This window comes from Rhodanobacter thiooxydans (assembly GCF_030291135.1).
Lineage (GTDB): Bacteria > Pseudomonadota > Gammaproteobacteria > Xanthomonadales > Rhodanobacteraceae > Rhodanobacter > Rhodanobacter thiooxydans_A.
In genome coordinates this window covers 1330346-1355922 of the sequence record NZ_CP127409.1, presented here as the reverse complement: position 1 = coordinate 1355922, position 25577 = coordinate 1330346, and the positions used below count along the sequence as shown (strand labels likewise).

Annotated in this window: 23 protein-coding genes and 1 tRNA gene; 6 read left to right on the top strand and 18 right to left on the bottom strand. The window is 66.2% G+C overall.

All coding sequences use genetic code 11. From position 1 onward, the window contains the following. The first annotated feature begins 6 nt into the window (after positions 1-6). Positions 7-3261, top strand: a complete 3255-nt coding sequence (locus tag QQA13_RS06030; RefSeq protein ID WP_108471500.1) for an efflux RND transporter permease subunit — start codon at positions 7-9, stop codon at positions 3259-3261. Positions 3262-3420: 159 nt separating this feature from the next. Here QQA13_RS06030 and QQA13_RS06025 read toward each other — a convergent pair whose 3' ends face one another. Beyond that, positions 3421-4581 (bottom strand): acyl-CoA dehydrogenase family protein, encoded by a 1161-nt coding sequence (locus QQA13_RS06025; protein ID WP_108471501.1) that lies wholly within the window; start codon positions 4579-4581, stop codon positions 3421-3423. Positions 4582-4713: 132 nt separating this feature from the next. Here QQA13_RS06025 and QQA13_RS06020 point away from each other — a divergent pair, with 132 nt between their 5' ends. From QQA13_RS06020 to metH, 3 genes are read left to right on the top strand one after another with little or no spacing between them, the layout of a single operon-like run. Then, positions 4714-5643 (top strand): ArsR/SmtB family transcription factor, encoded by a 930-nt coding sequence (locus tag QQA13_RS06020; RefSeq protein WP_108471502.1) that lies wholly within the window; start codon positions 4714-4716, stop codon positions 5641-5643. Positions 5644-5676: 33 nt separating this feature from the next. Continuing rightward, on the top strand, positions 5677-6756 hold the full coding sequence (locus tag QQA13_RS06015) for a homocysteine S-methyltransferase family protein (protein WP_108471503.1): 1080 nt from the start codon (positions 5677-5679) through the stop codon (positions 6754-6756). Then, positions 6753-9452 carry a methionine synthase gene (metH, locus tag QQA13_RS06010; protein ID WP_108471504.1) on the top strand — a complete coding sequence of 900 codons (2700 nt, stop codon included), beginning with the start codon at positions 6753-6755 and terminating at the stop codon, positions 9450-9452. Before QQA13_RS06015 ends, metH begins: the two co-directional genes overlap by 4 nt. 43 nt (positions 9453-9495) lie before the next feature. Here the strand turns inward: metH and QQA13_RS06005 are convergent, their stop codons facing one another. Next, a complete protein-coding gene (locus QQA13_RS06005; protein WP_108471505.1) occupies positions 9496-9837 on the bottom strand; it encodes a lipid-A-disaccharide synthase N-terminal domain-containing protein in 342 nt (113 codons plus the stop codon). A gap of 124 nt (positions 9838-9961) precedes the next feature. On the opposite strand from QQA13_RS06005, the gene QQA13_RS06000 reads away from it, so the two are divergent. Both QQA13_RS06000 and QQA13_RS05995 read left to right on the top strand, forming a co-directional pair. Further along, positions 9962-10036 (top strand) — tRNA-Val (locus tag QQA13_RS06000). Between the two features lie 431 nt (positions 10037-10467). Further along, positions 10468-10686, top strand: coding sequence for a hypothetical protein (locus QQA13_RS05995; protein WP_159082179.1), 219 nt, complete (start codon positions 10468-10470; stop codon positions 10684-10686). A 46-nt stretch (positions 10687-10732) separates the two neighbouring features. On the opposite strand, the gene QQA13_RS05990 is transcribed toward QQA13_RS05995, so the two are convergent. From QQA13_RS05990 to QQA13_RS05915, 16 genes are all read right to left on the bottom strand, one after another. Further along, positions 10733-11419, bottom strand: a complete 687-nt coding sequence (locus tag QQA13_RS05990) for a hypothetical protein (RefSeq protein WP_108471507.1) — start codon at positions 11417-11419, stop codon at positions 10733-10735. A 292-nt stretch (positions 11420-11711) separates the two neighbouring features. Beyond that, positions 11712-12422: a hypothetical protein gene (locus tag QQA13_RS05985; RefSeq protein ID WP_108471509.1), complete on the bottom strand. Its 711-nt coding sequence runs from the start codon at positions 12420-12422 to the stop codon at positions 11712-11714. Next, complete coding sequence (locus tag QQA13_RS05980; protein ID WP_108471510.1) at positions 12419-13189, bottom strand: terminase large subunit domain-containing protein; 771 nt, start codon at positions 13187-13189, stop codon at positions 12419-12421. Before QQA13_RS05980 ends, QQA13_RS05985 begins: the two co-directional genes overlap by 4 nt. Then, positions 13182-13781: a hypothetical protein gene (locus QQA13_RS05975; RefSeq protein WP_108471511.1), complete on the bottom strand. Its 600-nt coding sequence runs from the start codon at positions 13779-13781 to the stop codon at positions 13182-13184. Before QQA13_RS05975 ends, QQA13_RS05980 begins: the two co-directional genes overlap by 8 nt. A 3-nt stretch (positions 13782-13784) precedes the next feature. After that, the gene (locus QQA13_RS05970; RefSeq protein WP_159082180.1) at positions 13785-14459 is read right to left on the bottom strand and encodes a hypothetical protein; all 675 of its coding nucleotides are present in this window, start codon (positions 14457-14459) and stop codon (positions 13785-13787) included. 476 nt (positions 14460-14935) lie between these two features. Then, the gene (locus QQA13_RS05965) at positions 14936-15868 is read right to left on the bottom strand and encodes a helicase RepA family protein (RefSeq protein ID WP_108471513.1); all 933 of its coding nucleotides are present in this window, start codon (positions 15866-15868) and stop codon (positions 14936-14938) included. 94 nt (positions 15869-15962) lie between these two features. Then, positions 15963-16232 carry a hypothetical protein gene (locus QQA13_RS05960; protein WP_108471514.1) on the bottom strand — a complete coding sequence of 90 codons (270 nt, stop codon included), beginning with the start codon at positions 16230-16232 and terminating at the stop codon, positions 15963-15965. Next, a complete protein-coding gene (locus QQA13_RS05955; protein ID WP_108471515.1) occupies positions 16229-16453 on the bottom strand; it encodes a helix-turn-helix domain-containing protein in 225 nt (74 codons plus the stop codon). The genes QQA13_RS05960 and QQA13_RS05955 overlap by 4 nt, the downstream gene beginning before the upstream one ends. Next, positions 16450-16668, bottom strand: coding sequence for a hypothetical protein (locus tag QQA13_RS05950; protein ID WP_108471516.1), 219 nt, complete (start codon positions 16666-16668; stop codon positions 16450-16452). Before QQA13_RS05950 ends, QQA13_RS05955 begins: the two co-directional genes overlap by 4 nt. Then, entirely contained in the window at positions 16665-16928 is a 264-nt protein-coding gene (locus tag QQA13_RS05945) for a helix-turn-helix domain-containing protein (protein WP_108471517.1), read from the bottom strand. The genes QQA13_RS05950 and QQA13_RS05945 overlap by 4 nt, the downstream gene beginning before the upstream one ends. A 73-nt stretch (positions 16929-17001) precedes the next feature. Next, positions 17002-17718, bottom strand: coding sequence for a hypothetical protein (locus tag QQA13_RS05940; protein WP_108471518.1), 717 nt, complete (start codon positions 17716-17718; stop codon positions 17002-17004). A gap of 151 nt (positions 17719-17869) precedes the next feature. Further along, on the bottom strand, positions 17870-18250 hold the full coding sequence (locus QQA13_RS05935; RefSeq protein ID WP_108471519.1) for a hypothetical protein: 381 nt from the start codon (positions 18248-18250) through the stop codon (positions 17870-17872). Positions 18251-18323: 73 nt separating this feature from the next. Continuing rightward, positions 18324-19532, bottom strand: coding sequence for a tyrosine-type recombinase/integrase (locus QQA13_RS05930; RefSeq protein ID WP_108471520.1), 1209 nt, complete (start codon positions 19530-19532; stop codon positions 18324-18326). A gap of 377 nt (positions 19533-19909) precedes the next feature. Then, positions 19910-23638 carry a diguanylate cyclase domain-containing protein gene (locus QQA13_RS05925; RefSeq protein WP_108471521.1) on the bottom strand — a complete coding sequence of 1243 codons (3729 nt, stop codon included), beginning with the start codon at positions 23636-23638 and terminating at the stop codon, positions 19910-19912. A 113-nt stretch (positions 23639-23751) separates the two neighbouring features. Next, a complete protein-coding gene (locus tag QQA13_RS05920) occupies positions 23752-25029 on the bottom strand; it encodes an RNA polymerase sigma factor (RefSeq protein ID WP_108471522.1) in 1278 nt (425 codons plus the stop codon). Between the two features lie 126 nt (positions 25030-25155). Beyond that, positions 25156-25575, bottom strand: a complete 420-nt coding sequence (locus QQA13_RS05915) for a YciI family protein (protein ID WP_108471523.1) — start codon at positions 25573-25575, stop codon at positions 25156-25158. Positions 25576-25577 lie beyond the last annotated feature (2 nt).

Here is a 25577-nt window from a genome sequence, read left to right as displayed (position 1 = left end):
AAGACCATGCCGAGCTTCTTCATCGACCGCCCGATCTTCGCGTGGGTGGTGGCCATCCTGATCGCGCTGGGCGGCGTGCTGTCCATCCTCAACCTGGGCGTGGAATCCTACCCGTCGGTCGCGCCGCCGTCGGTCGTGGTCAACGCCGTCTACCCGGGCGCCAGCGCGGACACCACCGAGAAGAACGTCACCCAGGTGATCGAGCAGCAGCTGACCGGCATCGATCACCTGCTGTACTTCAGCTCCTCGTCCAGCTCCAGTGGCCGCGTCAGCATCACGCTGACCTTCGAGAACGGCACCAACCCGGACATCGCCCAGGTGCAGGTGCAGAACAAGGTTTCGCTCGCCACTCCGCGTCTGCCGTCCGAGGTGACCAAGCAGGGCGTGGTGGTGGCCAAGGCCAACTCCGGCTTCCTCGAGGTGGTCGCACTGCGCTCGGACAACCCCGAGATCGACCGCAATCACCTCAACGACATCGTGGCGTCGCAGGTGCTCGACCAGATCTCGCGCGTGCCCGGCGTCGGCAGCACCCAGCAGTTCGGCGGCGAGTACGCCATGCGCATCTGGCTGGACCCGGACAAACTGCAAGGCTACGGCCTGTCGGCCAGCCAGGCGCTGGCCGCGGTCACCGCGCAGAACGTGCAGTTCGCGGCCGGCTCGCTGGGTTCCGACCCGGCAGCGAACGGCCAGGGCATCAGCGTCACCGTGGCCACCGAGGGCCGCTTCACCACGCCCGAGCAGTTCGAGAACATCATTCTGCGCGCCAACAACGACGGCACCACGGTCAAGCTCGGCGACGTGGCCCGGGTCAGCTTCGGCGCCGGCGTGTACGGTTTCAACACCACCTACGACGGTGCCCCGGTGGCGGCGTTCGCGATCCAGCTGCTGCCCGGCGCCAACGCGCTGGACGTGGCCACCGCGGTGCACGGCAAGATGGACGAGCTGGCCGGCAGCTTCCCGCAGGGCGTGAGCTGGTTCACTCCGTACGACTCCACCACCTTCGTCAAGGTGTCGGTCAACGAGGTGGTGCACACGCTGATCGAGGCGATCGGCCTCGTGTTCCTGGTGATGCTGATCTTCCTGCAGAACATCCGCGCCACCATCATTCCCACCCTGGTGATCCCGGTGGCCCTGCTCGGCACCTTCATCGGCATGCTGCTGCTCGGCTTCACCATCAACCAGCTGACCCTGTTCGGCATGGTGCTGGCGATCGGCATCGTGGTCGACGACGCGATCGTGGTGATCGAGAACGTCGAACGCATCATGACCGAGGAAGGCCTGTCGCCGAAGGAGGCCACCAAGAAGGCGATGGGCCAGATCACCGGCGCCGTGGTCGGCATCACCGTGGTGCTGATTGCGGTATTCGTGCCCTCGGCATTCCAGCCAGGCGCCGCCGGCGTGATCTACAAGCAGTTCGCACTGACCATCGCAATGTCGGTGGCGTTCTCCGCCTTCCTCGCGCTGTCGTTCACGCCGGCGCTGTGCGCCAGCTTCCTGACGCCGGTCCACGAGGAGAAGAAGAACTTCGTGTTCCGCTGGTTCAACACCGCGTTCGGGAAGATCACCCACACCTATACCGGCCATATCGGCAGCGCCGTGCACCACGCGCCGCGCTGGATGATGGTGTTCGTGCTGATCAGTGTGCTGACCGGCTTCCTGTACACCCGCCTGCCCGGCAGCTTCCTGCCCGAAGAGGACCAGGGTTTCGCGCTGGCGATCGTGCAGCTGCCGCCCGGCGCCAGCCTGCAGCGCACCAACGCGGCGATGGGACAGATGCTCACCGTGTTGAAGCAGGACCCCGCCGTCGATGGCGTGATCCAGGTCGCTGGCTTCAGCTTCCTCGGCCAGGGTGAAAACGTGGGCATGGCTTTCATCCGGCTCAAGCCGTGGGGCAAACGCGGCTGGGCGCCGGACCAGAAGGCCGCGCAGGAACAGCACGAGAAACTGGTCAGGGAGGGCAAGGCCCGGCCCTTCGACCCCGGCGTCACGGCCGCGGAATTCATCCAGCGCGCGAACGGGGCCGTGCAGTCGGTGCGCGATGCGCAGATCTTCATCGTCAACGTGCCGACGGTGCAGGGTCTGGGCCAGTTCGGCGGCTTCGACATGTACCTGCAGGACCGCGGCGGCGCCGGGCGTGACGCGCTCACCGCCGCCCGCAACACCCTGCTTGGCGCGGCCAGCCAGAATCCGCTGCTGGTCGGCGTGCGACCGAACGGTCTGGAGGACGCGCCGCAACTGCGCCTGGACGTGGACCGCACCCAGGCACTGTCGATGGGGCTGTCGGTGGGCGACATCTACAACGCGATCAGCCTCATGCTGGCACCGGTGTACGTCAACGACTTCTCCTACGGCGGTCGCGTCAAGCGCGTGATCATGCAGGCCGACTCGGCCTACCGGATGGGCCCGGATGCGCTGCAGCACATCTTCACGCCAAGCACGCGGACCCATACCGACGGCACCCCGCAGATGATCCCGCTGTCCAACGTGGTGCAGGCGAAATGGCAGATATCGTCACCCTCGCTGACCCGCTACAACGGCTACTCGGCGGTCGAGATCGTCGGCTCGCCGGCGCCGGGGCATGCCTCGGGCGAGGCGATGAACGCGATGCAGAAAATCGTGAGCGACGACCTGCCCCGCGGCTTCGGCTATGACTGGACCGGCCAGTCGTACCAGGAAATCCTCTCCGGCAACGCAGCGATCCTGCTGATGGTGCTGTCGATACTGATCGTGTTCCTGTGCCTGACGGCGCTGTACGAGAGCTGGTCGATCCCGGTATCGGTGCTGCTGGTGGTGCCGCTGGGCATCCTGGGCGCGGTGGTGTTCACCCTGCTGCGCGGCCTCCCCGACGACATCTACTTCAAGATCGGCGTGATCACGGTGATGGGCCTGGCCGCGAAGAACGCGATCCTGATCGTGGAGTTCGCGGTGATCGAGCAGCGCCAGGGGCGCACCTTGCGCGAAGCCGTGGTGGATGCAGCCAGGCTGCGACTGCGGCCGATCCTGATGACCTCGATCGCATTCATCGGCGGCGTGTTCCCGCTGTTCATCTCCAGCGGCGCCGGCGCCAACGCGCGCCATGCGATCGGCACCGGCGTGATCGGCGGCATGCTGTTCGCCACCTTCTTAGGCGTGCTGCTGATTCCGGTGTTCTACGTGGTCGTGCGCCGCCTGCTTGGCGACAAGCTGGATGGCAACGCGCCGGCCAAGCCCGTACTGGATGGACCGCACACGTTCGATTCGGACCCACGCCGCGGGCACTGAGGGCCGGCAACAGGGAGTCGGGAACAGGAATAGCCCGCCCCTGCAAGCTCCAGAAAAAAACGCCCCGGCATCAGCCGGGGCGTTTTGTTTCCATCGGAAGCCGCGGGACTTCCATCAGCCAGATTGCGCCGCGGCGCGGCGCTCTTCCGATTCCCGGCTCTATCGCAATCCCGTTTCGGCGCGCGCGATCACCATCCGCTGGATCTCGCTGGTGCCCTCGTAGATCTCGGTGATCTTGGCGTCGCGGAAGTAGCGCTCCAGCGGCATTTCCTTGGAATAGCCCATGCCGCCGTGGATCTGCACCGCCTGGTGGCTGATCCACATCGCCGCTTCGGACGCGGTGAGCTTGGCCACCGCCGCCTCGGTGCCGAAGCGGCCGCCGTGCTTCTCGGTCTCGCCCTTGGTCCACGCGGCGCGCAAGGTAAGCAGGGTCGCTGCATCGAGCTTGCACTTCATGTCGGCGATCTTCGACTGCGTCATCTGGAACGTGCCGATCGGCTGGCCGAAGGCCTTGCGGTCGCGCGACCACTGCAGCGTGGCCTCATACGCAGCGCGGGCGATGCCGACGGCCTGCGAAGCGATACCGATGCGGCCGGCGTCGAGTACGCCCATCGCGATCGAGAAACCCTTGCCCTCTTCACCGAGCAGGTTTTCCTTCGGCAGCACGTAGTCGGTGAACTCGATCTCGCAAGTGGCCGACGCGCGGATGCCGAGCTTCGGCTCGGTCTTGCCGGCGTGGAAGCCCGGCAACTGGGTATCGACGATGAAGGCCGACACGCCCTTGGCGCCGATGCCTGGCGTGCTGATGGCGAACAGCACGATGTAGCGCGCCACCGGGCCGGAGGTGATCCAGCTCTTCTTGCCGTTGATCACCCAGTCGCCGTTCGCGCTCTTCGTGGCGCGGGTGTGCATGGCCGAAGCGTCGGAGCCGGACTGCGGCTCGGTCAGCGCATAGGCGCCGATCGCCTCGCCGGTGGCGATCGCGCGCACGAATTTCTGCTTCTGCTCCTCGTTGCCGTGCTTGAGGATGCCGTTGCAGAACAGCGAATTGTTCACCGACATCACGGTCGCGGTGGCAGCGTCGGCCGCGGCGATCTCGATCATCGCCAGCACGTAGGCGATCGGGTCCATGCCCGCGCCGCCGTAGGCTTCCGGCACCTCGATGCCCATCAGGCCGAGCTGGCCCATCTCGCGGATGTTCTCCAGCGGGAACTCGCCTTTCGCATCCAGCTCGGCCGCCACCGGCACGATGCGCTTTTGCGCAAAATCGCGGGCGATCGACTGGATCGACAACTGGTCTTCGGTAAAACGGAAATCCACGGGTGGCTCCTGCAGGCAAACAAGCCTCCAATTTTAGCGGGAAATGGCACGCCGGCTTGCCGCTGCCGGCTTGACGCATGGCAAAGCCCGGCCTAGCCTATACATCTTTGTATCGCGATACAGGGATAACCAATGGATCTGGCCACCGCTTCCAGCGTGCTGCGCCTGCTGGCCGACCCCACCCGCGTGCGCCTGCTGGCCCTGCTCGAACACGAGGAACTCACCGTGGCCGAACTGGCCGCAGTGCTGCACCTGGCGCAGCCGCGCGTGTCCACCCACCTGGCCAAGCTGAAGGAAGCCGGCCTGGTGCGCGACCGCCGCGCCGGCGTGTCGGCCTATTACCGCGCCAACAACGAAGGCGACGCGGCCCAGCACGACCTGCTCGCTTCGCTGCGCGCCAGCATCGACGACGCGCTGCTGCGCGAGGACTCGGTGCGGCTGCCCGGCGTGCTGGCGAACCGCGCGCGCGAGGAAGGCTGGGCCGACACCGTGGCCGGCGACATGGAGCGCCATTACTCGCCGGGCCGCACCTGGGAAACGCTGGCACGCTCGCTGCTGCAGCTGCTGGAGACCGGTGACGTGCTCGACATTGCCTCCGGCGACGGCATCACCGCCGAGCTGCTGGCGCCGCACGCGCACTCGATCGTCTGCGTGGATTCCAGCGAGCGCGTGGTCGAAGCCGCCGCGAAGCGGCTGAAGGCATTTGCCAACGTACGCGTGGTCCGGGGCGACATGCATGCGCTGGAACTGGGCGAACAGCGCTTCGACCTGGTGCTGATGCTGCACGCGCTGACCTACGCCGAGCACCCCGCCCAGGCGGTGGCCGAGGCCGCACGCCTGCTGCGCCCCGGCGGCCGCCTGCTCGCCGTGACGCTGGGCCAGCACGACCACCGCGCCGCGGTCGAACCGTTCGACCACCGCAACCTCGGCTTCAGCGGCGAACAGCTCGACGGCTACGCGCGCGCCGCCGGCCTCGCCGTGCTGAGCTGCAACCGGCTCAGCCGCGAGCGCAAGGCGCCGCATTTCGAAGTGATCAGCCTGCTGGCGCGCAAGAGCGCCTGAGCACCGCTGCACCGTTCAACCAAAGGAAGTTCGATGAATACCCTGCCCTGGCTCCATCCCGACCGCGTCGCTCTGCTGGAGCAGGCGTTGCGCCAGCGCATCCTGATCCTCGATGGCGGCATGGGCACCATGCTGCAGGCGCATGAGCTGGACGAAGGTGGCTTCCGCGGCGAGCGCTTTGAGCACGGCCACGACGGCCACTCGCACGAGCATGCCGGGGTCTGCGACCTGAAGGGCAACAACGACCTGCTCACCCTGACCCGTCCGGAAATCATCCGCGGCGTACACGACGCCTACCTGGAAGCCGGCGCCGACCTGGTCGAAACCAACACCTTCAACTCCACCCGCATCAGCCAGTCCGACTACAAGCTGCAGCACCTGGCCCACGAGCTGAATCTGGAAGGGGCGAAGCTGGCCCGCGCCGCCTGCGACGCGATGACCGCGAAAACGCCGCAGCAGCCGCGCTTCGTGATCGGCGTGCTCGGCCCGACCAGCCGCACCGCCTCGCTGTCGCCCGACGTCAACGACCCAGGCTTCCGCAACGTCACCTTCGAGGAGCTGGCGACGAACTACACCGAGGCTGCCAGTGGCCTGATCGACGGCGGCGCCGACGTGATCATGGTCGAGACGATCTTCGACACGCTGAACGCCAAGGCCGCGCTGTTCGCGCTGTCCGAGCTGTTCCACCAGCGCGGCGCACAGGTGCCAGTGATGATCTCCGGCACCATCACCGACCGCTCCGGCCGCACCCTGTCCGGGCAGACCGCCGAGGCGTTCTACTACTCGGTACGCCACGCCCGCCCGTTGTCGGTCGGTTTCAACTGCGCGCTCGGCGCCGAAGACCTGCGCCCGCACGTGCAGACGCTGGCCAGCCTGGCCGAAAGCTGCGTCAGCACGCACCCGAACGCCGGCCTGCCGAACGCGTTCGGCGAATACGACGAGACGCCTGAGCACATGGCCGGCGTGATCGCCGGCTTCGCCCACGACGGCCTGCTCAACCTGGTCGGCGGCTGCTGCGGCACCACGCCGGCGCATATCAGGGCGATTGCCGAGGCGGTGCGCGGCATCGCCCCTCGTGCACTACCTTCGGCCGACCAGGCGGAGGCCGCATGACCGTGACGCGCCATACCCGCCTGTCCGGCCTGGAGCCGCTGGTCATCACTCCCGACCTGTTGTTCATCAACATCGGCGAACGCACCAACGTCACCGGCTCGGCCAAGTTCAAGAAGCTGATCAAGGAAGACCGCTACGACGAAGCGGTGGACGTGGCCCGCCAGCAGGTCGAGAGCGGTGCGCAGATCCTCGACGTGAACATGGACGAGGGCCTGCTCGACTCCGAAGCGGCGATGGTGAAGTTCCTCAACCTGATCGCCGCCGAGCCGGACATCGCCAAGATCCCGGTGATGGTGGACTCCTCCAAGTGGAGCGTGATCGAGGCCGGCCTGAAGTGCCTGCAGGGCAAGGGCGTGGTCAATTCGATCTCGCTGAAGGAAGGCGAAGAACCGTTCCTGGAGCAGGCGCGGAAAATCCTGCGCTACGGCGCCGCCACCGTGGTAATGGCGTTCGACGAGGACGGCCAGGCCGACTCCATCGCGCGTCGCCTGGAAATCTGCGAGCGTTCGTACAGGCTGCTCACCGAGGAAGTGGGTTTCCCGCCCGAAGACATCATCTTCGACTCCAACATCTTCCCGATCGCCACCGGCATCGAGGAGCACGCCGACAACGCGGTGAACTTCATCGAGGCGGCGAAGCTGCTGAAGCAGCGCTTCCCGCATTCGCACCTCTCCGGCGGCGTTTCCAACGTGTCGTTCTCGTTCCGCGGCAACGACACTGTGCGCGAGGCAATCCACAGCGTGTTCCTCTACCACGCCATCCAGGCCGGCATGGACATGGGCATCGTCAACGCCGGCCAGCTGGCGATCTACGACGAACTCGAACCCGAGCTGCGCGAGCGCGTGGAAGACGTGGTGCTGAACCGTCGCGCCGACGCCACCGAGCGGCTGATGGAGATCGCCGAAAAGCACAAGAAAGGCGCGCGCGAACAGGACAACGGCAACGCGCTGGCCTGGCGCGAACTGCCGGTGCGCAAGCGGCTGGAACACGCGCTGGTGCACGGCATCGACCAGTTCGTGGTGGAAGACACCGAGGAAGTGCGCCAGACCGTCACGCGCACGCTGGACGTGATCGAAGGCCCGCTGATGGACGGCATGAACGTGGTCGGCGACCTGTTCGGCGCCGGCAAGATGTTCCTGCCGCAGGTGGTGAAATCCGCCCGCGTGATGAAGAAGGCGGTGGCCTGGCTGCTGCCCTTCATGGAGGAAGAGAAAAAGCTCAGCGGCAACACCAGCAAGAGCAATGGCAAGATCGTGATGGCCACGGTCAAGGGCGACGTGCACGACATCGGCAAGAACATCGTGGGCGTAGTGCTCGCCTGCAACAACTTCGAGGTGATCGACCTCGGCGTGATGGTGCCGGCGCAGAAGATCCTCGACACCGCGATCGAGGAGAAGGCCGACATGATCGGCGTCTCCGGCCTGATCACCCCTTCGCTGGAGGAGATGGCCAACGTCGCCCGCGAAATGAAGCGGCGCAACTTCAGCATCCCGCTGCTGATCGGCGGTGCCACCACCTCGCGCGCGCACACCGCGATCAAGATCGAGCCGAACTACGAAACCGCCTGCGTCTGGGTGAAGGACGCCTCGCGCGCGGTCGGCGTGGCGCAGTCGCTGGTCAGCAAGGAGCTGGTCGACGGATTCCTGGCCAAGGTGCGCAGCGAATACGCCGAAGTGCGCGAGCGCCACAAGCACCGCGGCCCCGGCAAGAAACTGGTGACGCTGGCGCACGCACGCGGCAACCGCTTCAGCTGCGACTGGGCCAGCTATGACCCGCCGCAACCGGCGCAGCCCGGCCTCACCGTGTTCGACGACTACCCGCTGGCCGAGCTGCGCGAAGTCATCGACTGGACGCCGTTCTTCCAGGCCTGGGAACTGGCCGGCCACTACCCCGCCATCCTCACCGACGACGTGGTCGGCGCGCAGGCCAGCGAGCTGTTCGCCGACGCGCAGGCGATGCTGGACAAGATCGTGGGCGAGAAGTGGCTGAAGGCCCGCGCGGTGATCGGCTTCTGGCCGGCTGCCAACCTCATGGACGACGTGGAGATCTACACCGACGACAGCCGCACCCAGCGGCTGGCCACGCTGCACCACCTGCGCCAGCAGGCCGACAAGCCGGTGGAACGGCCCAACCTGTGCCTGGCCGATTTCATCGCGCCGAAGTCGTTCGACAAGCCCGACTGGATCGGCGGCTTCGCCGTCACCGCAGGGCTCGGCATCGAGCCGCACCTCGAGCGCTTCCACGCCGAGCACGACGACTACTCCTCGATCATCCTCAAAGCCCTGGCCGACCGCTTCGCCGAAGCCTTCGCCGAACGCATGCACCAGCGCGTGCGCAAGGAGTTCTGGGGTTTCGTGCCCGACGAAGCCCTGGACAACGAGGCGCTGATCGCCGAGAAATACCAGGGCATCCGCCCCGCGCCCGGCTACCCCGCCTGCCCCGACCACACCGAGAAAGCCACGCTGTTCAAACTGCTCGACGCCACCCACAACGCCGGCATCGAACTCACCGAAGGCTTCTCGATGTACCCGGCGGCGGCCGTCTCCGGCTGGTACTTCTCGCACCCCGGCAGCCAGTATTTCGTGGTCGGCCGGCTGAGCCTGGAACAGGTGCAGGACTACGCCAAGCGCAAGGGCTGGAGCCAGGTTGAAGCCGAACGCTGGCTGGCCGCCAACCTCGACTACGACCCGGATTGACCGGTCACTCCCGCAGGGTAGGCAGTGCCCGCCCTGCACCAACTCACGCAGTAGCGTCACCGGTCATGCTGTTCTTGCGGTGGCGCAAATGCACGACCAGGTTGTAGACCGAGACGAACACCGGGAAGAAGTTGGAGATGATGCCCACCGAGTCGTTCTTGCCGACCACGAAATACGCCAGCAGCAAGGCACTGCCGAACACCGACAGCCACCAGAACGCCAGCGGCATCACCACCCGCTTGTACTTGCGCGTGTAGTAGAGCTGCACGAACCAGCGGCTGGTGAACAGCAAGGTTCCGGTAAAACCGACCATCTTCCACGGCGTCAGCTCGAACTGCTGCAGGGCGTGCAGAATGCTGGCCAGATGAACGCTGATGAATTCCATGGTGATGCGCTTTCGACTTGAGGTGGAGGCAAGTCTAGCAACCCGCATCCCCGTCCCGGCACGTTTGATCCACGCAAGGCATTGACCCGTTCCGCGACTCCCCCTAAAATTGCGCGTTCTCGGCGGGCGATTAGCTCAGCGGTAGAGCACTGCCTTCACACGGCAGGTGTCGCAAGTTCGATCCTTGCATCGCCCACCAATAGATTCAACGATTTAGGCCACCTCAACGGGTGGCCTTTTTCGTGCAAATGAAAAAATACGTGGAAAAGATTTTCCGGGCGGTGGACGAGGCGAACGGCGCGTGCCTAGCATGCCGCTTCCTCGGATCGCTCGACGGGTGGACAGGCCATGAGAGCCGGCGACCTTGATGCCTATCGCAACGACGACATGATTGTGTGTGTGTGTTGGCTTGGCACACTCGACACAGCATCGCGCCCCGAGTGCAGGATCAGGGATGGGCTGATTTACTCCAAGGCCCCGAGCCATGCGCCGATCAATCATGAAGTTCCGTGGCTTGGCGGGCCAGGACACATCCATGCGCGCTGTCGGTGCATGGGGCTGCCCGTCATGCGCACGTGGCGAGAGCTGGGCATAGACCTTCCCGAAATGCTACCGGGGACACGTGCAAGCATGACCGGGCCCGTATCCGCAGCGCTCACCTACGGGGAATGGATCGCTGCGCAAGCGGACGAGATTCAACGCAAAGCGCTGGGCGACGAGCGCGCGACGTTGATGCGTGTTGGCGGCCTTGCCTTCTACCAGCTCTATGACGCGAGCGGTACATACCTGTCGATTGATCGGCTGCGCACTCTGTTTCCCGTGGCCTTCGCAATCTGCGGCATGCGCTAAGCTCGCCTGTTTGATCGTATCGACTTGCACCAGGCAAGGGATGCCATCAGTAGCCAGTGACATCCACGACGAATCCCGTCGCTGCAATCGAATACGGCGGCGGCACCGTCACCCCATAGTGGACCGCGGCAAATTCGCTGGCCACTGCCGTGATGACATTGCTGGCCACCTTGAAGCATCCCCGCATTGAATACAGGTACCAGTCCTGCTCTCCGGGCACGGGTGATTGATTCACGATTTTGGCATAGGCCATCGGGTTGTTTTGCATGACCGCATAGGTTTTCCCTGCCGCCAGCGTTATCGAATTGGACGGCAAGCTGGGGCCGGCGCTGGCAGTGATGGAACCGACGATGCGCACGTATCGGTGCGACGACGAAAACACCATGTCGCCGGCGGCGTTGAAAACCTGTAGCCCGGCATTGTCGCCAGCTATCGGTTGCGGGAGATCGAAGATGTAGTAATCGACCGAAGTGCCCACCCCGCCAAGCGCGACGATGTCCACCAGGCAGGCGCCGCTCGCATATGAGCGCACTGCCGCCCAGGCGCCTGACGATGATTTGACGGCGACGCATGGGTAGCCGCTCAAGCCGCTTAGGCTGACAGTGACGGTGGAGAACTGGTCTACAACCGTCGTGGTTACAGCCGTGCCCTTGAGCCGGAATGACATGTTCCGGTACGTGCCATCAATGACCAGCGCGTTGCCGTCGTTGTAGACCTCAAATCCCGCTTGCATCAGTAGACCCCCACAACAAGCGTGCAAGGCACCTGCCCGGTTCCGTACACGGTATTCGGCCCATACGAAAGCAGGTTGTTCGCGTCCACGCTGATAGCAGGCGTGTATGCCGATCCCACCGCAGTGGTGCCACTGGTAACTACGGAGTACCACCACGGCGTTCCGGGCGGGAGTTGAACCGTTCCAGATGCCCCGACGGCGACGGCGATCACGTCAACGAATCGGGTCAACCGATCGCCAATATCCAGGACAAGATTGCCGCTGGCATCCCACACCTGCAGACCCTGACCCATTACACCTTCCCCCACGGAAACGGCTCCACGATGACGCGCCGGTTGCTGTCCAGCCCGTACATCGCCAGCGCGACGGCCAGGATCAAGTCGTCGTGCGCGCCCTCGCGCGCGCCGAAGGTGGCATTGCCCACGGCGCTGTAGCTCACGCGGAAGTCCAGCAGCTCGCGCCGGAACGTCTTGGCCAGCGGCAGCGTGTCGGGCATGGCCAGGCAGCCGGTATGCATCGCCGCCTGCACCCGGCTCACCAGGTTGATCTTCGGCACGCTGTGGCCGCCGCGACCGTCCGGGCCTTCCTGCCCGTTGAACGTGATGGTCACCGGCCGCAGGTTCGGCACGCGCTCCTGCTTGAAAATGTCCATGACCGCCCGCCCGACGCCGGTGTAGTCGACCCACACCAGCGGGTCGTGCTCGGCGATCTGGGCGCGCGCCAGGATGCGCTTCAAGCGGTGCGCCTGCAGGATGTAGCTCTCGCCCAGCGGCGCCTGCTCCAGCAAGCGCAGCCGGTACTTCGGCCGGATGCTGCGCATGGCGAAGCGCAACGCCTCGACCTTGGGCGGGTGTGTGTCCGCCGGGATCTCGGGCGCGACCTTTTCGATAACGGCGATGGACGTCGGGTCGTGCGACTGACCCAGGTCAACGCCGACCGCGACGGTCGAGCCGTAGTGGAAGCGGGGATCTTGCGCCGGCAGCGGCGCGGCGGTGGCGTTCATGCCCAGTCCTCAATGGTGTTGTCGACCATGGCGTCGATCAGCTCACCGGAGAAAAACGCTTCCTCGGTGTCCGTGAACTCGCAAAGGAACTCGGCGCGGTATTGCCATTCCGACATGCTCTCTCGCTCCTCGGCCAGGTAGTCCTCGCTGATGTGCGGCACATCGCGCGCGGTGATCTTCGTGCGCTCCCAGCCTTTGCCGAGCTCGTAGGCCTCGTAAAACCAGCCGCGCCGCCCCCATGGTGTGCTCAGTGCGATCATCTGCCCGTCCGGTGACGCGGCCAGCATGGGACGCAGCGCCGCATAGACCGAATCGGCCACACGTGCGGCCTCGTCGATGTAGACGGCGCGCGGCGCGGAGAAACCGCGGATGTTCGCGTCGTTGTCGCCGGGCAGCGCGACCAGCTGCGAGCCGTTCTCCAGCTCCATCTCTGTCTCGTTGTCCTTCACGATGCGCGGCCCGTCGGCCAGGTTGCGGTAGACCGCGCTGGCCTTCTTGAACAGCAGCCGCGACTGGCGCAGCGTCGGCGCGATGATCAGGTAGAGACCGGGCCGGTAGATCAGCCCGTGCGCGGCCTTCGCGCCGATCGTGGTCGATTTTCCGGCTTGCCGGCTGCACAGGATCAGGTGCCGGCGCGCCTCGGAACACATGACCTCTACTTGCCACGGAGCCGGCTCGATCGGCTGGCCGTTCGCATCGCGCGCGCCCTCGCGGAACACTTGCACCGGGTCGGCGGCGCGAAGGAAGTCGGCGGCGGCGCTACTCATGGGGCAGCGCCTCCAGAATCAGCGCTTCGCGCGATGGCGGCAGCACCGGCGGCGTGATCGAACTCTCCGCCGCGGAGATCGCACGCGCACCGGCGGCGATGGCCTCGGCGCCCAGCGGGCGCAGCTCGCGCACCAGCGCCGTGCGGATGCGGTGCCACTCCGGCGACTGCACAAGGTTGATCTGCGTGTTGTGGTTGATCGTGATTGCCGCGCCCAGCTCGCCCAGCAGCTTGCCGATGCGCTCCGATGCCTTGCCGGCCGCCTCCAGCGCCGCACGCTCGCCGGCGAAGTCGCCCAGGGCAAAGGCACGGTCTGCGTTGCGGTACAGCCGGCCGCGCTGCCACACCAGGTGATCCAGCAGGCTCTTGGATTCGACTTCGCGTATCTGCGCCAGCTCCTCATCGGAGCGATGGCCACGCGTGCGCAGGCGCGCGATCAGGTCGGCGTCCATGTGGTTCTGCTTGTGGCGCTGCAGCGCGTCCGGCGCCAGGCCGAAGCGCAGGCCCAGCACGCGGACGGCGATGCCGTTAGCCAGCCCGATCTCGATCTGTGCGCGGTCGGGGTGCTCGCAGACTGTGCAGGGGCGTGCCATGGGTCAGGCCGCGGCCCGCTCGTAGGCTTCGGCCGCTTGGAAATCGACCATCTCGGCGGCGTGCTGCTCCAGCCGATCCATGCCCGTCTGCGCCTCGGCCAGTGCTTCGGACAGCCGCTGTGCTGCGCCCCATTCGTTCGGCATGGTGGCGCACCAGTACTGGTCGCGGAACCGCGACAGCACCGCAGGCGGCAGCATGGCGACCAGCTCCGGGCCGGACACGGCCGCATGCGCCACGCGGCGATCGCCGCCCTCGGCAAGCGCGGCCGTTACCGCGTCGATGCGGTCGCCGGTCTTCATGCCGCGCAGCGTGTTGCGGATCTCGGCGTACAGCGCAGCCTCGCCGGGGTCGCTGGGCGGGTTCAGCGCGCGCTGCAGCTGCGCCTGCTTCATGCGCAGGTTGCCGGCCGCGCTCTCGCGTGCCTCCTCATAGGCGGCGCGGTGCGCGGCCAGGATGTTGCGCGCGAACTTGGCCGACGCGACCACGCGGCCGGCTTCGGTCTTGGTGGCATCGGCCATCGTGCGGGTGTGCTTGCCGTGCATGTCGCCCCAGGCGGCGCGGGTGCGCTCTTGCACGCTGTGCAGCCGTGAAACCGCGTATTCGCCATCGACGCCGGCTGCGGAGATGCTCGGCCAGACGGCCTCCAGGTATTGCTGATCGGAACGCATGACGGCCATGGGTGATTCCTTGGGTGCGGTGTGGTTGCGCGGAATGCTGTAGTGGAACAAGTGTCGGCGCGGGGCATGCGCCGCACCAGACAGCAAAACGTGGCTTGTTGTGGCGATTGCGTGCGCGGTTTTACGTGCCGGTTTTCACGTTGGCACTGCCACGCCACGTAACGCAGCGCTTTCTGACTGTTTTGCCTGCCTAGCTAGGGCAGGCAATCACGTTGATCGCGCCGCCTGAATGACCAAAAAAGCTCGAGCACCAGAAATGGCTTAGTGGTGCGGGTTGCGGGGCATTTGGGGCACCGAAACAGGGGTGCCGATAACGCGTAAATGGCGTTCTTATGCGGTTTTTGGCCTCGCGCCACCCCCTAGCTCGGGCGGCCGAGCTGTCCCATGTCCCAAGCTGTCCCACGCGTTTTCGTCCCGCAGGACACACCGTTGTCCCAACCACCCCGGGGTGTATACCCGGGTGGGACGGGACAGGCTCAAGCGGCCTCTTTAAGCCAGCGGGAAGCGGTGCTTCTAGAGATACCTGTTTCCTTCTCGATCTCGCGCAGTGACAAGCCTTTGCGCTTCAGTTCGATCACGTCTGATCGCCGCTTTGATTCGACCAGCGCCCCTGCAGAGTCGTGTAGCGCGAGGCTCGTCTCTTTGATGGTTGAGCCATCGGATTGGGACAGTTCAATATCGACTGAGACACGACGAAGGCACAGTGGCGATGGCTCGGGCCAGTCCTTTGCCTTGGTAACCCGCAACGTGAATTCGGGATCACCCGGCTTGATGACCATTTCACTATCGAGCGCCGCCCTATAGGCGCTGCTGCCGCGTGCCCTGTCCTGGCTGTTTGGATCAAGTCCGGTGTGGTGGACGGTCAGGATGGTCGACTTCCAAGCCGCGCGCAGAACGTCCAACGAGCGAACAAACCGGCCCATATCCTCGGAGCTGTTTTCATTGGCGCCGCCCATTGCACGCGCAACGGTGTCGATGACGATCAGCTCAGGGTCGCAGCCGGATTCGAAAAAGATCTCGTCGGCGATGGCTTTTATCGACTCGATCACGTCGGAAGCCGCGTAGTCATCGCAAAGGAATGGCAACCCGTCCGCCAAGTACAACGGGGCGCCCTCGATCGGGATGCCGTTGTACTTTTCCCACGCGGCGATTCGCTTGCGCAGGCCGGTGCGACCTTCACCAGCAAGATAAAACACAGCACCCTGCTTGACGTTGCGCCCGAACCACGGCGAGCCCGTGGCGACGCGACAAGCCCAATCGATCGCCAGAAACGATTTACAAGCGCCCGATGGGGCAACGAGCCCCGCAGTGGTGTCCTTGACTAGCCACCCGTCGATAAGCCATTCGGTGGCCTTGAATTCGACCCGGTCGGCGCGCTTGAATTGCACAAGGCTGATTCCCTCGCTCATGCGCACCCCGCGTTATAATCTGCCCGCAGCTGCTCTGCTGTAGTTTCTGGATCCGCCGCGGCAGGCACCGCGGCGTTTCCGTTTCTGAGGTCGGTCATTGGCTGCCCCCTTTGCGGATGCGTGCTGCGGCTTCCCGCAGCGCGCCGGCGACCTCAGACGGCAGGGCCGCAGCGAATCGCTCCACGTCTGCGACTGGAACCACCGCCGTAAAGCTCGTCGCGTGGCCGTGGCCGCGGACGACCAGGACATCCTCCAGCGTGCCGTCCGCTTGGCGGGTCAGGCCGATCAACCAGCCACTCGCCGCCGCCACTGCATTGCCCAGCGCAGCGTCGTCGGCGCACTCCACGATCTCGACGTCGATCATGCTGCCACCTCCTGACAGCTCGCCCGCTGCGCTTCGATCCACGCTTGCAGCTGGGTCTTGCTGTAGAGCACGCGGCCGTTGATCGTGAAGTGCGGCGGCCCGATCTTCCTTGAGCGCCAGCGGCGCATGGTGTACTCGGATCGGCGCATCCAATCGGCGGCCTGCTTCGTGGTCAGGTTGTCGTCGGCGACGGATGCCCAGGGAGTGATGGCGGCGTTCATGCGGATTCCCCATCGCGCGCGGCCTGCAGCTCGGCAAACATCTCGGCGAACACCGATTGCATGGCGTCCGCCAAGGCGCCATAGGATCCGCCAGCGCAAAGGAATGCCATCGCTTTTTCTGCCACGCGGGAGGCGAATACTTCACGCTGCGCCTCACTCATGTCGCGCAACAGCGCGGCGGCCTCGGCTCGGCTCAACGGCCTGGGCGCGTTCATGCGGCCTCCCGCATGGCTTCGGCCACGACACGCTGCAGCTCGCTTTCCGCGACCACAACACGGCCGGCAATCTTGAACGTGCGAAGGCGGCCATCCTTGACCATCAGATAGAACGTGCGCCGGCTCACGCCCAGCCGACGCGCGGCGGCGTCGACTTGGTGCACCAGCGGGGAGATGTGGAATTCGCCATCGCGGATGATGACGGGGTGAATCTTGCCCTGTTCTGCGGGGGCGATTGGATCAGACGTAAATGCTTGCATGGACGTGCACCTCTGTATGGGTGACACGTATTGAATAAGCGAATCCCTAACGAAGGTGCGCAGTAAATCGGATTTACTGCGCAGGTTTGCTTCGCTTGGTGATTGCGCGATCGACTTGAGATGTGGTCAGTCCGTATTGCGCCGCATAGTGCTCCACGATGATCCGCTTGGCGTGATTCCGAAAACCCTTTCCCGGTGCCAGACGGTCAAGCCCAAGCTCTTTCAGCAGCAGCTTCGCGTTCGGCAGTATCGCGGCGCGTTCCCCGTCGGGGTCTTTCTCGATAGCCGCGCACGCTGCCACTACTTGTCCATCGAGATCGTTCGGGGCACCGGCTATACGCATGCGAAGCCTGCGCACGGCGAAGTCGGCCAGCTTGTTGGCGTGGATGGCGCGGCCGTCCAGAAGATCGCGGGCAATGACCGCGTAGACATAATCATCCACTGCAAAAGCGATACCCGAATTCAGGATGAAATTGTCTCGTCCTTCGTCCGTTCCATCCCAACCACCGCGCGCCGGCTTGCCACGCCGGTCGTAGGAATTCCCTACAGCGTCCAGCTCAGCGGCCAGCAGGCGCAGCAGCTCGGCCAGCTCCGTCTTGCTCGCCACGCCGACGCGGAGCCGTACACGCGCCGCGGCCTGCTGGCGCTGACCGGTGGCGAGCAAGTGCGCAACCTCGGCCCGGTTTATCTCTGCAGCTTCGTCTTCCGTCAGGTCAAGGTGCACACGCCTCCTCGACGCTTCGGGCGCCACTTGGGCGCCCGTTCCATCCTTGCGATTGCGTCCGGCCATTACCGCGCCACGCGACTCGGACGCAAGCCGAACGCGCGCAGTCCTTTCCGCGAAACAGCATGCGCATCGGCCCATGGCTGCGTCGCCCGCATCAGCCGGCGGAACAGCGCATCCGGATCAGCGGCCTTTTTCCGCTTCGTCGTTTGCTTCGTCATGCTGCAGCCCTCCCATTTATTGCCCGCACGTCCGCATCGCTGGTACGACGCATGGAGTCGGGCTCCATTTCCAGCCCGTTCCGGTACGCACGCAGCCACGATTGCAGCACGGCCAGGTCGCTATCGGGGAGCGTTGCCGCATCGGCCAGGATGTTGCCCAGGCGGTTGCCTTCGGTGCCTGCGGGGCGGTCATCCGGCAGTACATCCGCGCGGATATTCTCGATTGCCTTGCCGAGCAAGTCCGCCACGATGGTAATGGTGTCCTGTTTCGGCTGGATCTCGCTGGTTCCAACGCACGTGAGGATGTCGGCCAGGGCGGCGGCCTTCATCAGTTCGGTCTCAACATCCCAATCGTTCGTTACACTTTCAGTCGCCATGGTGCACCTCGTTGTCAGGTGTTGCTGTGGAAGTCGCCGGCCCGGCGGGTGCATCCGCTGGCGCCGGCGGCGGTTAAATCAGGGCCACGCGGGCGAGGCGGTCGACAGCCGTATCCTTCGCCAAGTGACCATAGTGCTTGTCGATCATGGCCAGGCTCGTGCCCACCATGCGCGCCACTTCTAGCGGCGATAGCCCGCCGGTGATGGCTTCGGTAATGAAGCTGTGGCGCAGCGTGTAGAGGCACACGCCAGGCGGCAGCTCGGCGGACTCCGCGGCCTTCTGCACATGCTCGTTCCATACGTGCTTGTCCCACGCCGCGCCGGCGTTGTCGAACAGCCACGCCTCGGGAAGCTTGCCCTTGCGCATCGCCTTGAACAGCGTGGCCGCCGCCGGCGTCAGGCGAACGCTACGCTTGCCCGTCTTGCCGTCGAACACCATCGTGCCGGTCCGCGGATCGAACTGGCGGCAGCGTGCTCGGCCCAGCTCACCAGGCCGCGCGCCGGTCAGCATGGCGGCCTCGATCAAGTGACGAATGTCCCCTTCGGCAGCCGCCAGCAGCGCGCGGCGCTGGCCCAAGTCCAGAAACAGTTCGCGTCGATCGCTCGCATTGTTCAGCGGCTTGACCAAGCGCCACTCGATTTCACGCTCCGGCGTCACGTTGCGATTGCGTACCGCGAGATTGAGCGCGGCCTTCAATGCGGTCAGCGTGCGATTCACGCTGGCGCGCCCGAGCACCTTGCCGGAATCGTCCGGCTCGGATAGCGCGTCGCGCCATTCGGTGATGCGCTTCGTCGTGATCCGATCCAGCAGGGTCTTACCCACCTCGCTGTCGTAGACCGTGCGCGCGAATCGCTGCTCGGCGTCGATCGCCGTGGCCTCGCCTTTCTCGCTGCGCCGGTCTTGCACGTACTCGCGGCACGCATCGGCCACGGTGACAACCTCAGTGCTACGCACGCCGGCGCGCATGCGCTTGAGCCACGCACGCGCAGCCTTCGTCGCCTCCATGTACGCGTCTGGGTTGTCCTCGTTCACCGCGCCCAGCGGGTGATAGTTCTGCTTGCCGTCCTCGTCACGCCAGCGCGCGATCCAGTTGCCGCCGTGCGCCATGCTGCGGTAGCCGACGAAAAGGCCGCGATCCACAGGCGCGCCCCAATAGGGATCGTTGCGCTGTGGCAGCTTCGCGCGCCCGCTCTTGGACTGGATCCACGCACGCACCTGCGCCAGGGTCGGGGCGCCCTTCTTCGCGCCTTCCGGTGCCGCTGCATCCTTCCTCTTGCGCATGCTTTCGTCCCAACGTGAAAACGACGTGGAAAAACTATAGCACACTTCTACGCACGATGATGCACAACACAGCCAGTCAAATCAGCCACTTAAAAACAGTAATGCTTAATCTTGCACATGCAAAACTGCCTTCACACGGCAGTTGTAGCAAGTTCGATCCTTGCATCGCCCACCACCGATTCCAATGAACAAGGCCGCCTTCCCGGGTGGCCTTGTTCGTTGTGGGCCAGCATGAAAAGCGCAGCGTGCGTGTAGCAACGGGCACTTCACACGACAGGTGTCGCAAATTCGATCCTTGCATCGCCCACCACCGAAGCCATCGAACAAGGGCCCGGCACTGCCGGGCCCTTGTTCGTTTCGGCCAGGTACGCATGGCCTCAGGAATGCAGGCTGCCGAGCACGTGCTCGACCAGCAGCGCGAGGAAAGCTTCGCGCTCATGCCGGTAGCCAGGGTCGGACGGGCCGGCCAGGGCCGCCCTGTGCATGGCCTCGTGACTGGCATTCAGCACTGCCAGGTCCATATCGTGCAGGTATTCGCCCGGGCCGCAGCTTACCTGCGCATGCCGGGCCCAGAACGCCGGCTCGGCCGGCAAGGCAATGAGCTGTTCCTCCCAGCGCAACTCGCCGGCGAGTGCGCCCAGCCCGGTTCGCGGCCATGCGGAATCTTGCCCGCATCGGTACCACGCCAGCCAGGCGGGCAATGCATCGGCGGGCATCGGTCGCGCCAGTGCATAGCCTTGGCCGAAATCCGCGCCTAGGATCGTTGCAGCCTCGATCAGGTCGAGCGATTCCAGCCCCTCGACGACCACTTCGAGCCGCAGGTCGTGCCCGATCCGGATCAGCTGACGGATGAAACGCAAGGTACCCAACGGATCCTGCCGGGCCTGGCTGACGATCGCCTGGTCGATCTTGATCCGGTCGAACGGCCACTGGCGCAGGCGGATCAGCGAGCTGTAGCCCGCGCCGAGGTCGTCTTCGACCAGGCGCACGCCCAGGGTCTTGAGCGACTGCATGCCCGAGCCTTGCGGCACGGCAGCATGCTCGGTGCCGATCGGCGACTCGAGTATCTCGAACAACAGCGCCTGCGCCGCACAGCCGCTGCTGGCGATGACCGCCGCCGCCACTTCGGCGTAGCGCGGGTCCTCCAACGCGGCTGCGGGCGCATTCACCGAGATGTCCAGCGCATGGCCCGCCTGCAACAGCAATTCGCGACAGGCGACGGCCTGGGCCAGCCCTTGACGGAACAGCACGAGCAAATCGTCCGCGCCCAGCGCGGGAAGAAACCTGGCCGGCGCCAGCAGGTCGCCGTCATCGTCGCGCAACCGCGCCAGCGCCTCGACCTCGGTAACCCGGCCATCGGCAAGTCTGACCAGCGGCTGGTAGTGCATCTGCAGGGCATCGGTCGCGACCGTCGCGCGCCAGCGCTCGCGCACGAAGAACGGCAGCAGCTCGGTGCCCTGGCGCGGCGGCGCCAGGCGCGCCAGGGCGAGGTCAAGCACGGTCTTGATCTGCTCGAGAAATGCCCGCTGGTCTTCGCTGTGAAAGCCGCCGGCGTACGGGCTGTAGACGGTCAGCACCACCGCCGGCTGCAGCGGCGAGGCGCACAGCGGAATAGCCACGTTGGAAACCACCCCGAGACTTAGCGCGATGTCGCGCCAATTCGTCATCGACGGCTCGCTGCCGTAGTGGGCGCAACGCTGGATCCTCGCCGTGCGCCAGGCGCGCCCACTGGGGCCCTGCCCCTCCGACTGATCTGCACCGACCCGGATCGGCACCGCTTTGCCGCTGACCAGCGCATGCAGGTATTCGGCAAAGGCCGTTCCCGCCACCGCCTCGTAGGTCAGCTGGCCCGACGCGTCCGGCCGCCCCGCCGAACAGGCGATGATTTCCTCGTGCGATATCAGGATGTCGGCCACGCCCTGGATCAGTTCCAGGTAGCCTTCGGCCGACCACGCCAGAGCGTTGACCCTGGCCAGCAAGGCCACCCGGCGACGCTGCAGTTCGCGCATGCTTTCCAGCTGCCACTGCCGTTCCATGCCCAGTCGCTGCAGCAGGATCGCCAGCGCACGGCGATCGGTCTGGCCGACGCCGGCCAGCGTGGTCGCCAGAATGTCGCGCAACTGCTCGATCGCTTCCAGCAGCCAGACTTCCTCGAGTCCGCAGGCCGCATGGAACAGGCCGGTTCGGGTTGCCCGGGCGTGGTGGCCGGCCATGTCGAGATCCGCCCGCAGCAGGACCTGCAGATGCTGCAGCTGATGCTCCTCGAACACCTTCACATCCGCGGCCGGAAGCAGGTCCAGCAACCGGGCAATGCCGTCATGCGAACGCAGTCCCGCGCGAAAGCTTTCCACGATGCCGGGCAACCGCGGTTCCCACGCCTTGCTGCAGGCGCCCAGCAGCATGGCGGCTTGTTCACCGTAAGGCGAGGCGGCGGCATCGAGTTCGTCGGCCTGGTCCACCACGCCATCGGGCGACACCAGTGACCACCAGTGCGAGCGGTGCCGCTTGCGCGACTTCACCTGGTACATCGCCTGGTCGGCGCGGCGCAGCAGTTGCTCGCCGGTGGCCTGGGTATCGCTGGCATACAGGGCGATGCCCAGGCTGGCGCCCACGGACATGACCGCGCCTTCGATCGTCATCGGAAACTGCAGAACTTCGCCGATGCGCTCCAGCAGCCCGTCGATGTCCTCGGCCGATTCGAGATCCTCGAACACGAGCACGAATTCGTCGCCGCCGAGCCGCGCCACGTAGTCGCTGGCACGAAGCATCTGGCGGAAACGCTCCGCCATCTCGACCAACAGGCGATCACCCACGGCATGGCCATGGCGATCGTTGATCGGCTTCAGGTCGTCCAGGTCGAGCAGCCCCACCGCCACCAGTCGCCCGCGCCGCCGGGCATGGGCCAGCACGGTCTCCAGGTGCCGGTCCAGCGCACGGCGGTTGGGCAGGCCGGTGAGATCGTCGTGCAGGGCCAGGTAGGTCTGCCGCTCCTGTTCCTGCAGCAGGGCATGCCGTTGCGCATGCTGCCGCAACGCCAGCCCGGTCGCGTCGGCAATTTCATCCAGCAGGCGGCACATCTCGTCGTCGAAGGCGTCCGGCTCGACGGTCAGCACGACGAATACGCCGGCCGGCGTCCGCGCCGCACCGATCGCGTCGGCCGGGGACGCGAACAGCGGCCAGCAGCCCACCGCACCGGCATGTTCGAGCAGCTCCCGGCGGAATGCCGTGTCGTCCTGCGGCGCTTCGGATGCATAGCGCCGGATGAACGGCGTACCCCGCATGAAGGCCAGCGTCGGCGCCGGCGCAAGCGGGCCGTCGTCGTGCCGCGGCGGTGGCGGCAGGCCGCGCACGACGTCCGCAATCGGGCCGACCAGAGCCATCCGCCGCAGCATCGGGTCGGCGCCGTCGACGGCGAACACGTCGACAGCGGCCGCGCCGGCGATCTCGGCCAGCGCCCGGGCCAGCGTGCCATAGACCGACTCCGGGTCGGGCTGTTCGAGCAAGGCGCGCTGGATCGTGCGCTGCGCATCGCGATAGCGGCTCATCCGCACGCTGCGCTCCAGCAGCAGCTGGTGGTCCCAGAACCGGCTCAGCTCGTCGACCAGCCGCTGTGCCCAGTCGAGCAACTCCCCGCTCAGGCTGGGACCGTCGTCGCGGGAGTAGGCGGCCAGCGCCAGCTGGCCATCGTCGCGCGTCCTCGACGCGGCCACGATGCACGATCCGAAACCGTGCCGCCGCGCGGCGTCGCGCCATGGCGCGAACTCCGGCGCATCGACCGGGGTGGACCGCGCCCGTTCCTGGCGCAACACCATGCCCACCGGCCCGCCCCCGCCGGGGGCGGATTCGTCCGCGCTGAGATGCAGTGCGGACGCGTAAGTCGCAGCGGGTCCCGCCGCCGCCAGGACCTCGACGCCGTCGTGCGCCGGTTCGCGCCGGCCGATCCATACCAGCGGAAGATCCATGGTCGAGGCCAGGATGCCCGCGATCGTGACCATGATCCGGCGGCGGTCGCGATCCGGCGTCGCATGCAGCAGCGCAAGGGTCTCCGCCACGCTCCGGTAGAAGCGTTCGCGCAGTTCGCCACGTGCCTGCTCCTGGCTGTTCATCCGCTTGCGAATCCCCCCGAACGAACCGACGGTGTATCGACCGTGGTCCTACTTCATCACGAGAGCCCGCATTAATCCATCATGCGTCGTGCTGCCGTGCACGACGGCGCCGTTCACCCGGGCGGCGCATCCTCCGCGCACGTCCGGGCGCGCTTGCGCATCAGCTCGCGCTCGCGACGGTTCATCGCCAGCCCGGCGGCCCGCTCGAACTCCCGGCGCGCCTCGTCGACACGGCCCAGCCGGGCCAGCAGGTCGCCGCGCACCGCAGGAAACAGGTGGTAGCGCCGCAAGCCCGGCTCCCCGGCCAGCGCGTCGACCAGCTCCAAGCCCGCTGCCGCACCATCCGCCATGCCCACGGCCACCGCGCGATTGAGTTCGACGACCGGTGACGGCATCACCCGGGCCAATGTCGCGTACAGCGCGGCGATGCCCGGCCAGTCGGTCGCCGCACCGGTCGGCGCGCGCGCGTGGCAGGCGGCGATCGCGGCCTGCAGCGCATACGGGCCGAACGCGCCGCCCAGCTTCCCGGCCCGCTCCAGCGCGGCCAGGCCGCGGCGGATCAGCAGCCGGTCCCACAAGGCCCGATCCTGTTCCAGCAGCAGGATCGGCTCACCGTGCGCGTCCACCCGTGCGCGCGAACGCGAGGCCTGCAGCTCCATCAGCGCCACCAGGCCATGCACTTCGGGCTCGCGCGGCATCAGCCCGGCCAGCACCCGACCCAGGCGCAAGGCGTCCTCGCACAGCGCCGGGCGCATCCAGTCGTCGCCGGCGGTAGCCGAGTAGCCCTCGTTGAAGATCAGGTAGATCACCCCGAGCACCGAGGAAAGGCGCGTGGCAATTTCCTCGCCGCGGGGCACCTCGTAGGCCACCGCTGCCTTGGCCAGGCTGCGCTTGGCGCGCACGATGCGCTGCGCGATGGTCGGCTCGGGCACCAGGAAGGCGCGCGCGATCTCCTCCGTGGTCAGGCCGCCGAGCAGGCGCAGGGTCAGCGCCACGCGCGCCTCCATCGACAGCAGCGGGTGGCAGGCGGTGAAGATCAGCCGCAGCAGGTCGTCGCCGAACGGGTCGTCCAGCGCCGCCTCGTCGGCGGCCCTTGCCTGTTCCTGCTCGTGTTCCAGCTCGTGCATCAGCTGCTCGTGCTTGCGTTCGAGCAGCTTGCTGCGACGCAGCCGGTCGATCGCACGATGCTTCGCGGTGGTCATCAGCCACGCGCCGGGGTTGTCCGGCACGCCGCTCTGCGGCCACTGCTCCAGCGCCACCACCAGCGCATCCTGCGCCAGCTCCTCGGCCAGGCCGACGTCGCGCAGCATGCGCGCGAGGCCGGCGATCAACCGGGCCGATTCGATCCGCCAGACAGCGTCGATGGTGCGATAGGTGTCGGTCGTGCTCATGGCGACCGATCACAGCATCCCCACCCCACCGGCGCAAGGCCGGAAGTCACGCCTGCGCTCGGCTCCCGACACGCATCACGCAAGACGTGGCCGCAGATCCTGCGCCGAACCGGCCCGCAGTGCGGTTCACGATTTCGCCGCGAGCTGCGCGCGCAGCCGTTCCTCCTGCTCGCGCAATTCGGGGGTGAGTTCGGCGCCGAAATCCTCGGCCTCGAACACCTGGCGGATCTCGATCTCGGCATCGTCGTCGAACGGTGCGCGCTTGAGCCATTCGACCGCTTCGGCCATCGACTGCACCTGCCACAACCAGAAGCCGGCGATCAATTCCTTCGTCTCGGCAAACGGCCCGTCGGTCACCGTGCGCGTGCGGCCGGAGAACTTCACCCGCACGCCCTTCGAACTGGGCTGCAAACCCTCGCCCTCCAGCATGACGCCGGCCTTCACCAGTTCCTCGTTGTAGCGGCCCATCGCGGCCAGCAGTGGCTCGCCGGGCATCACGCCGGCTTCCGAGTCCGGGCTCGCCTTCACTATCACCATGCAGCGCATCG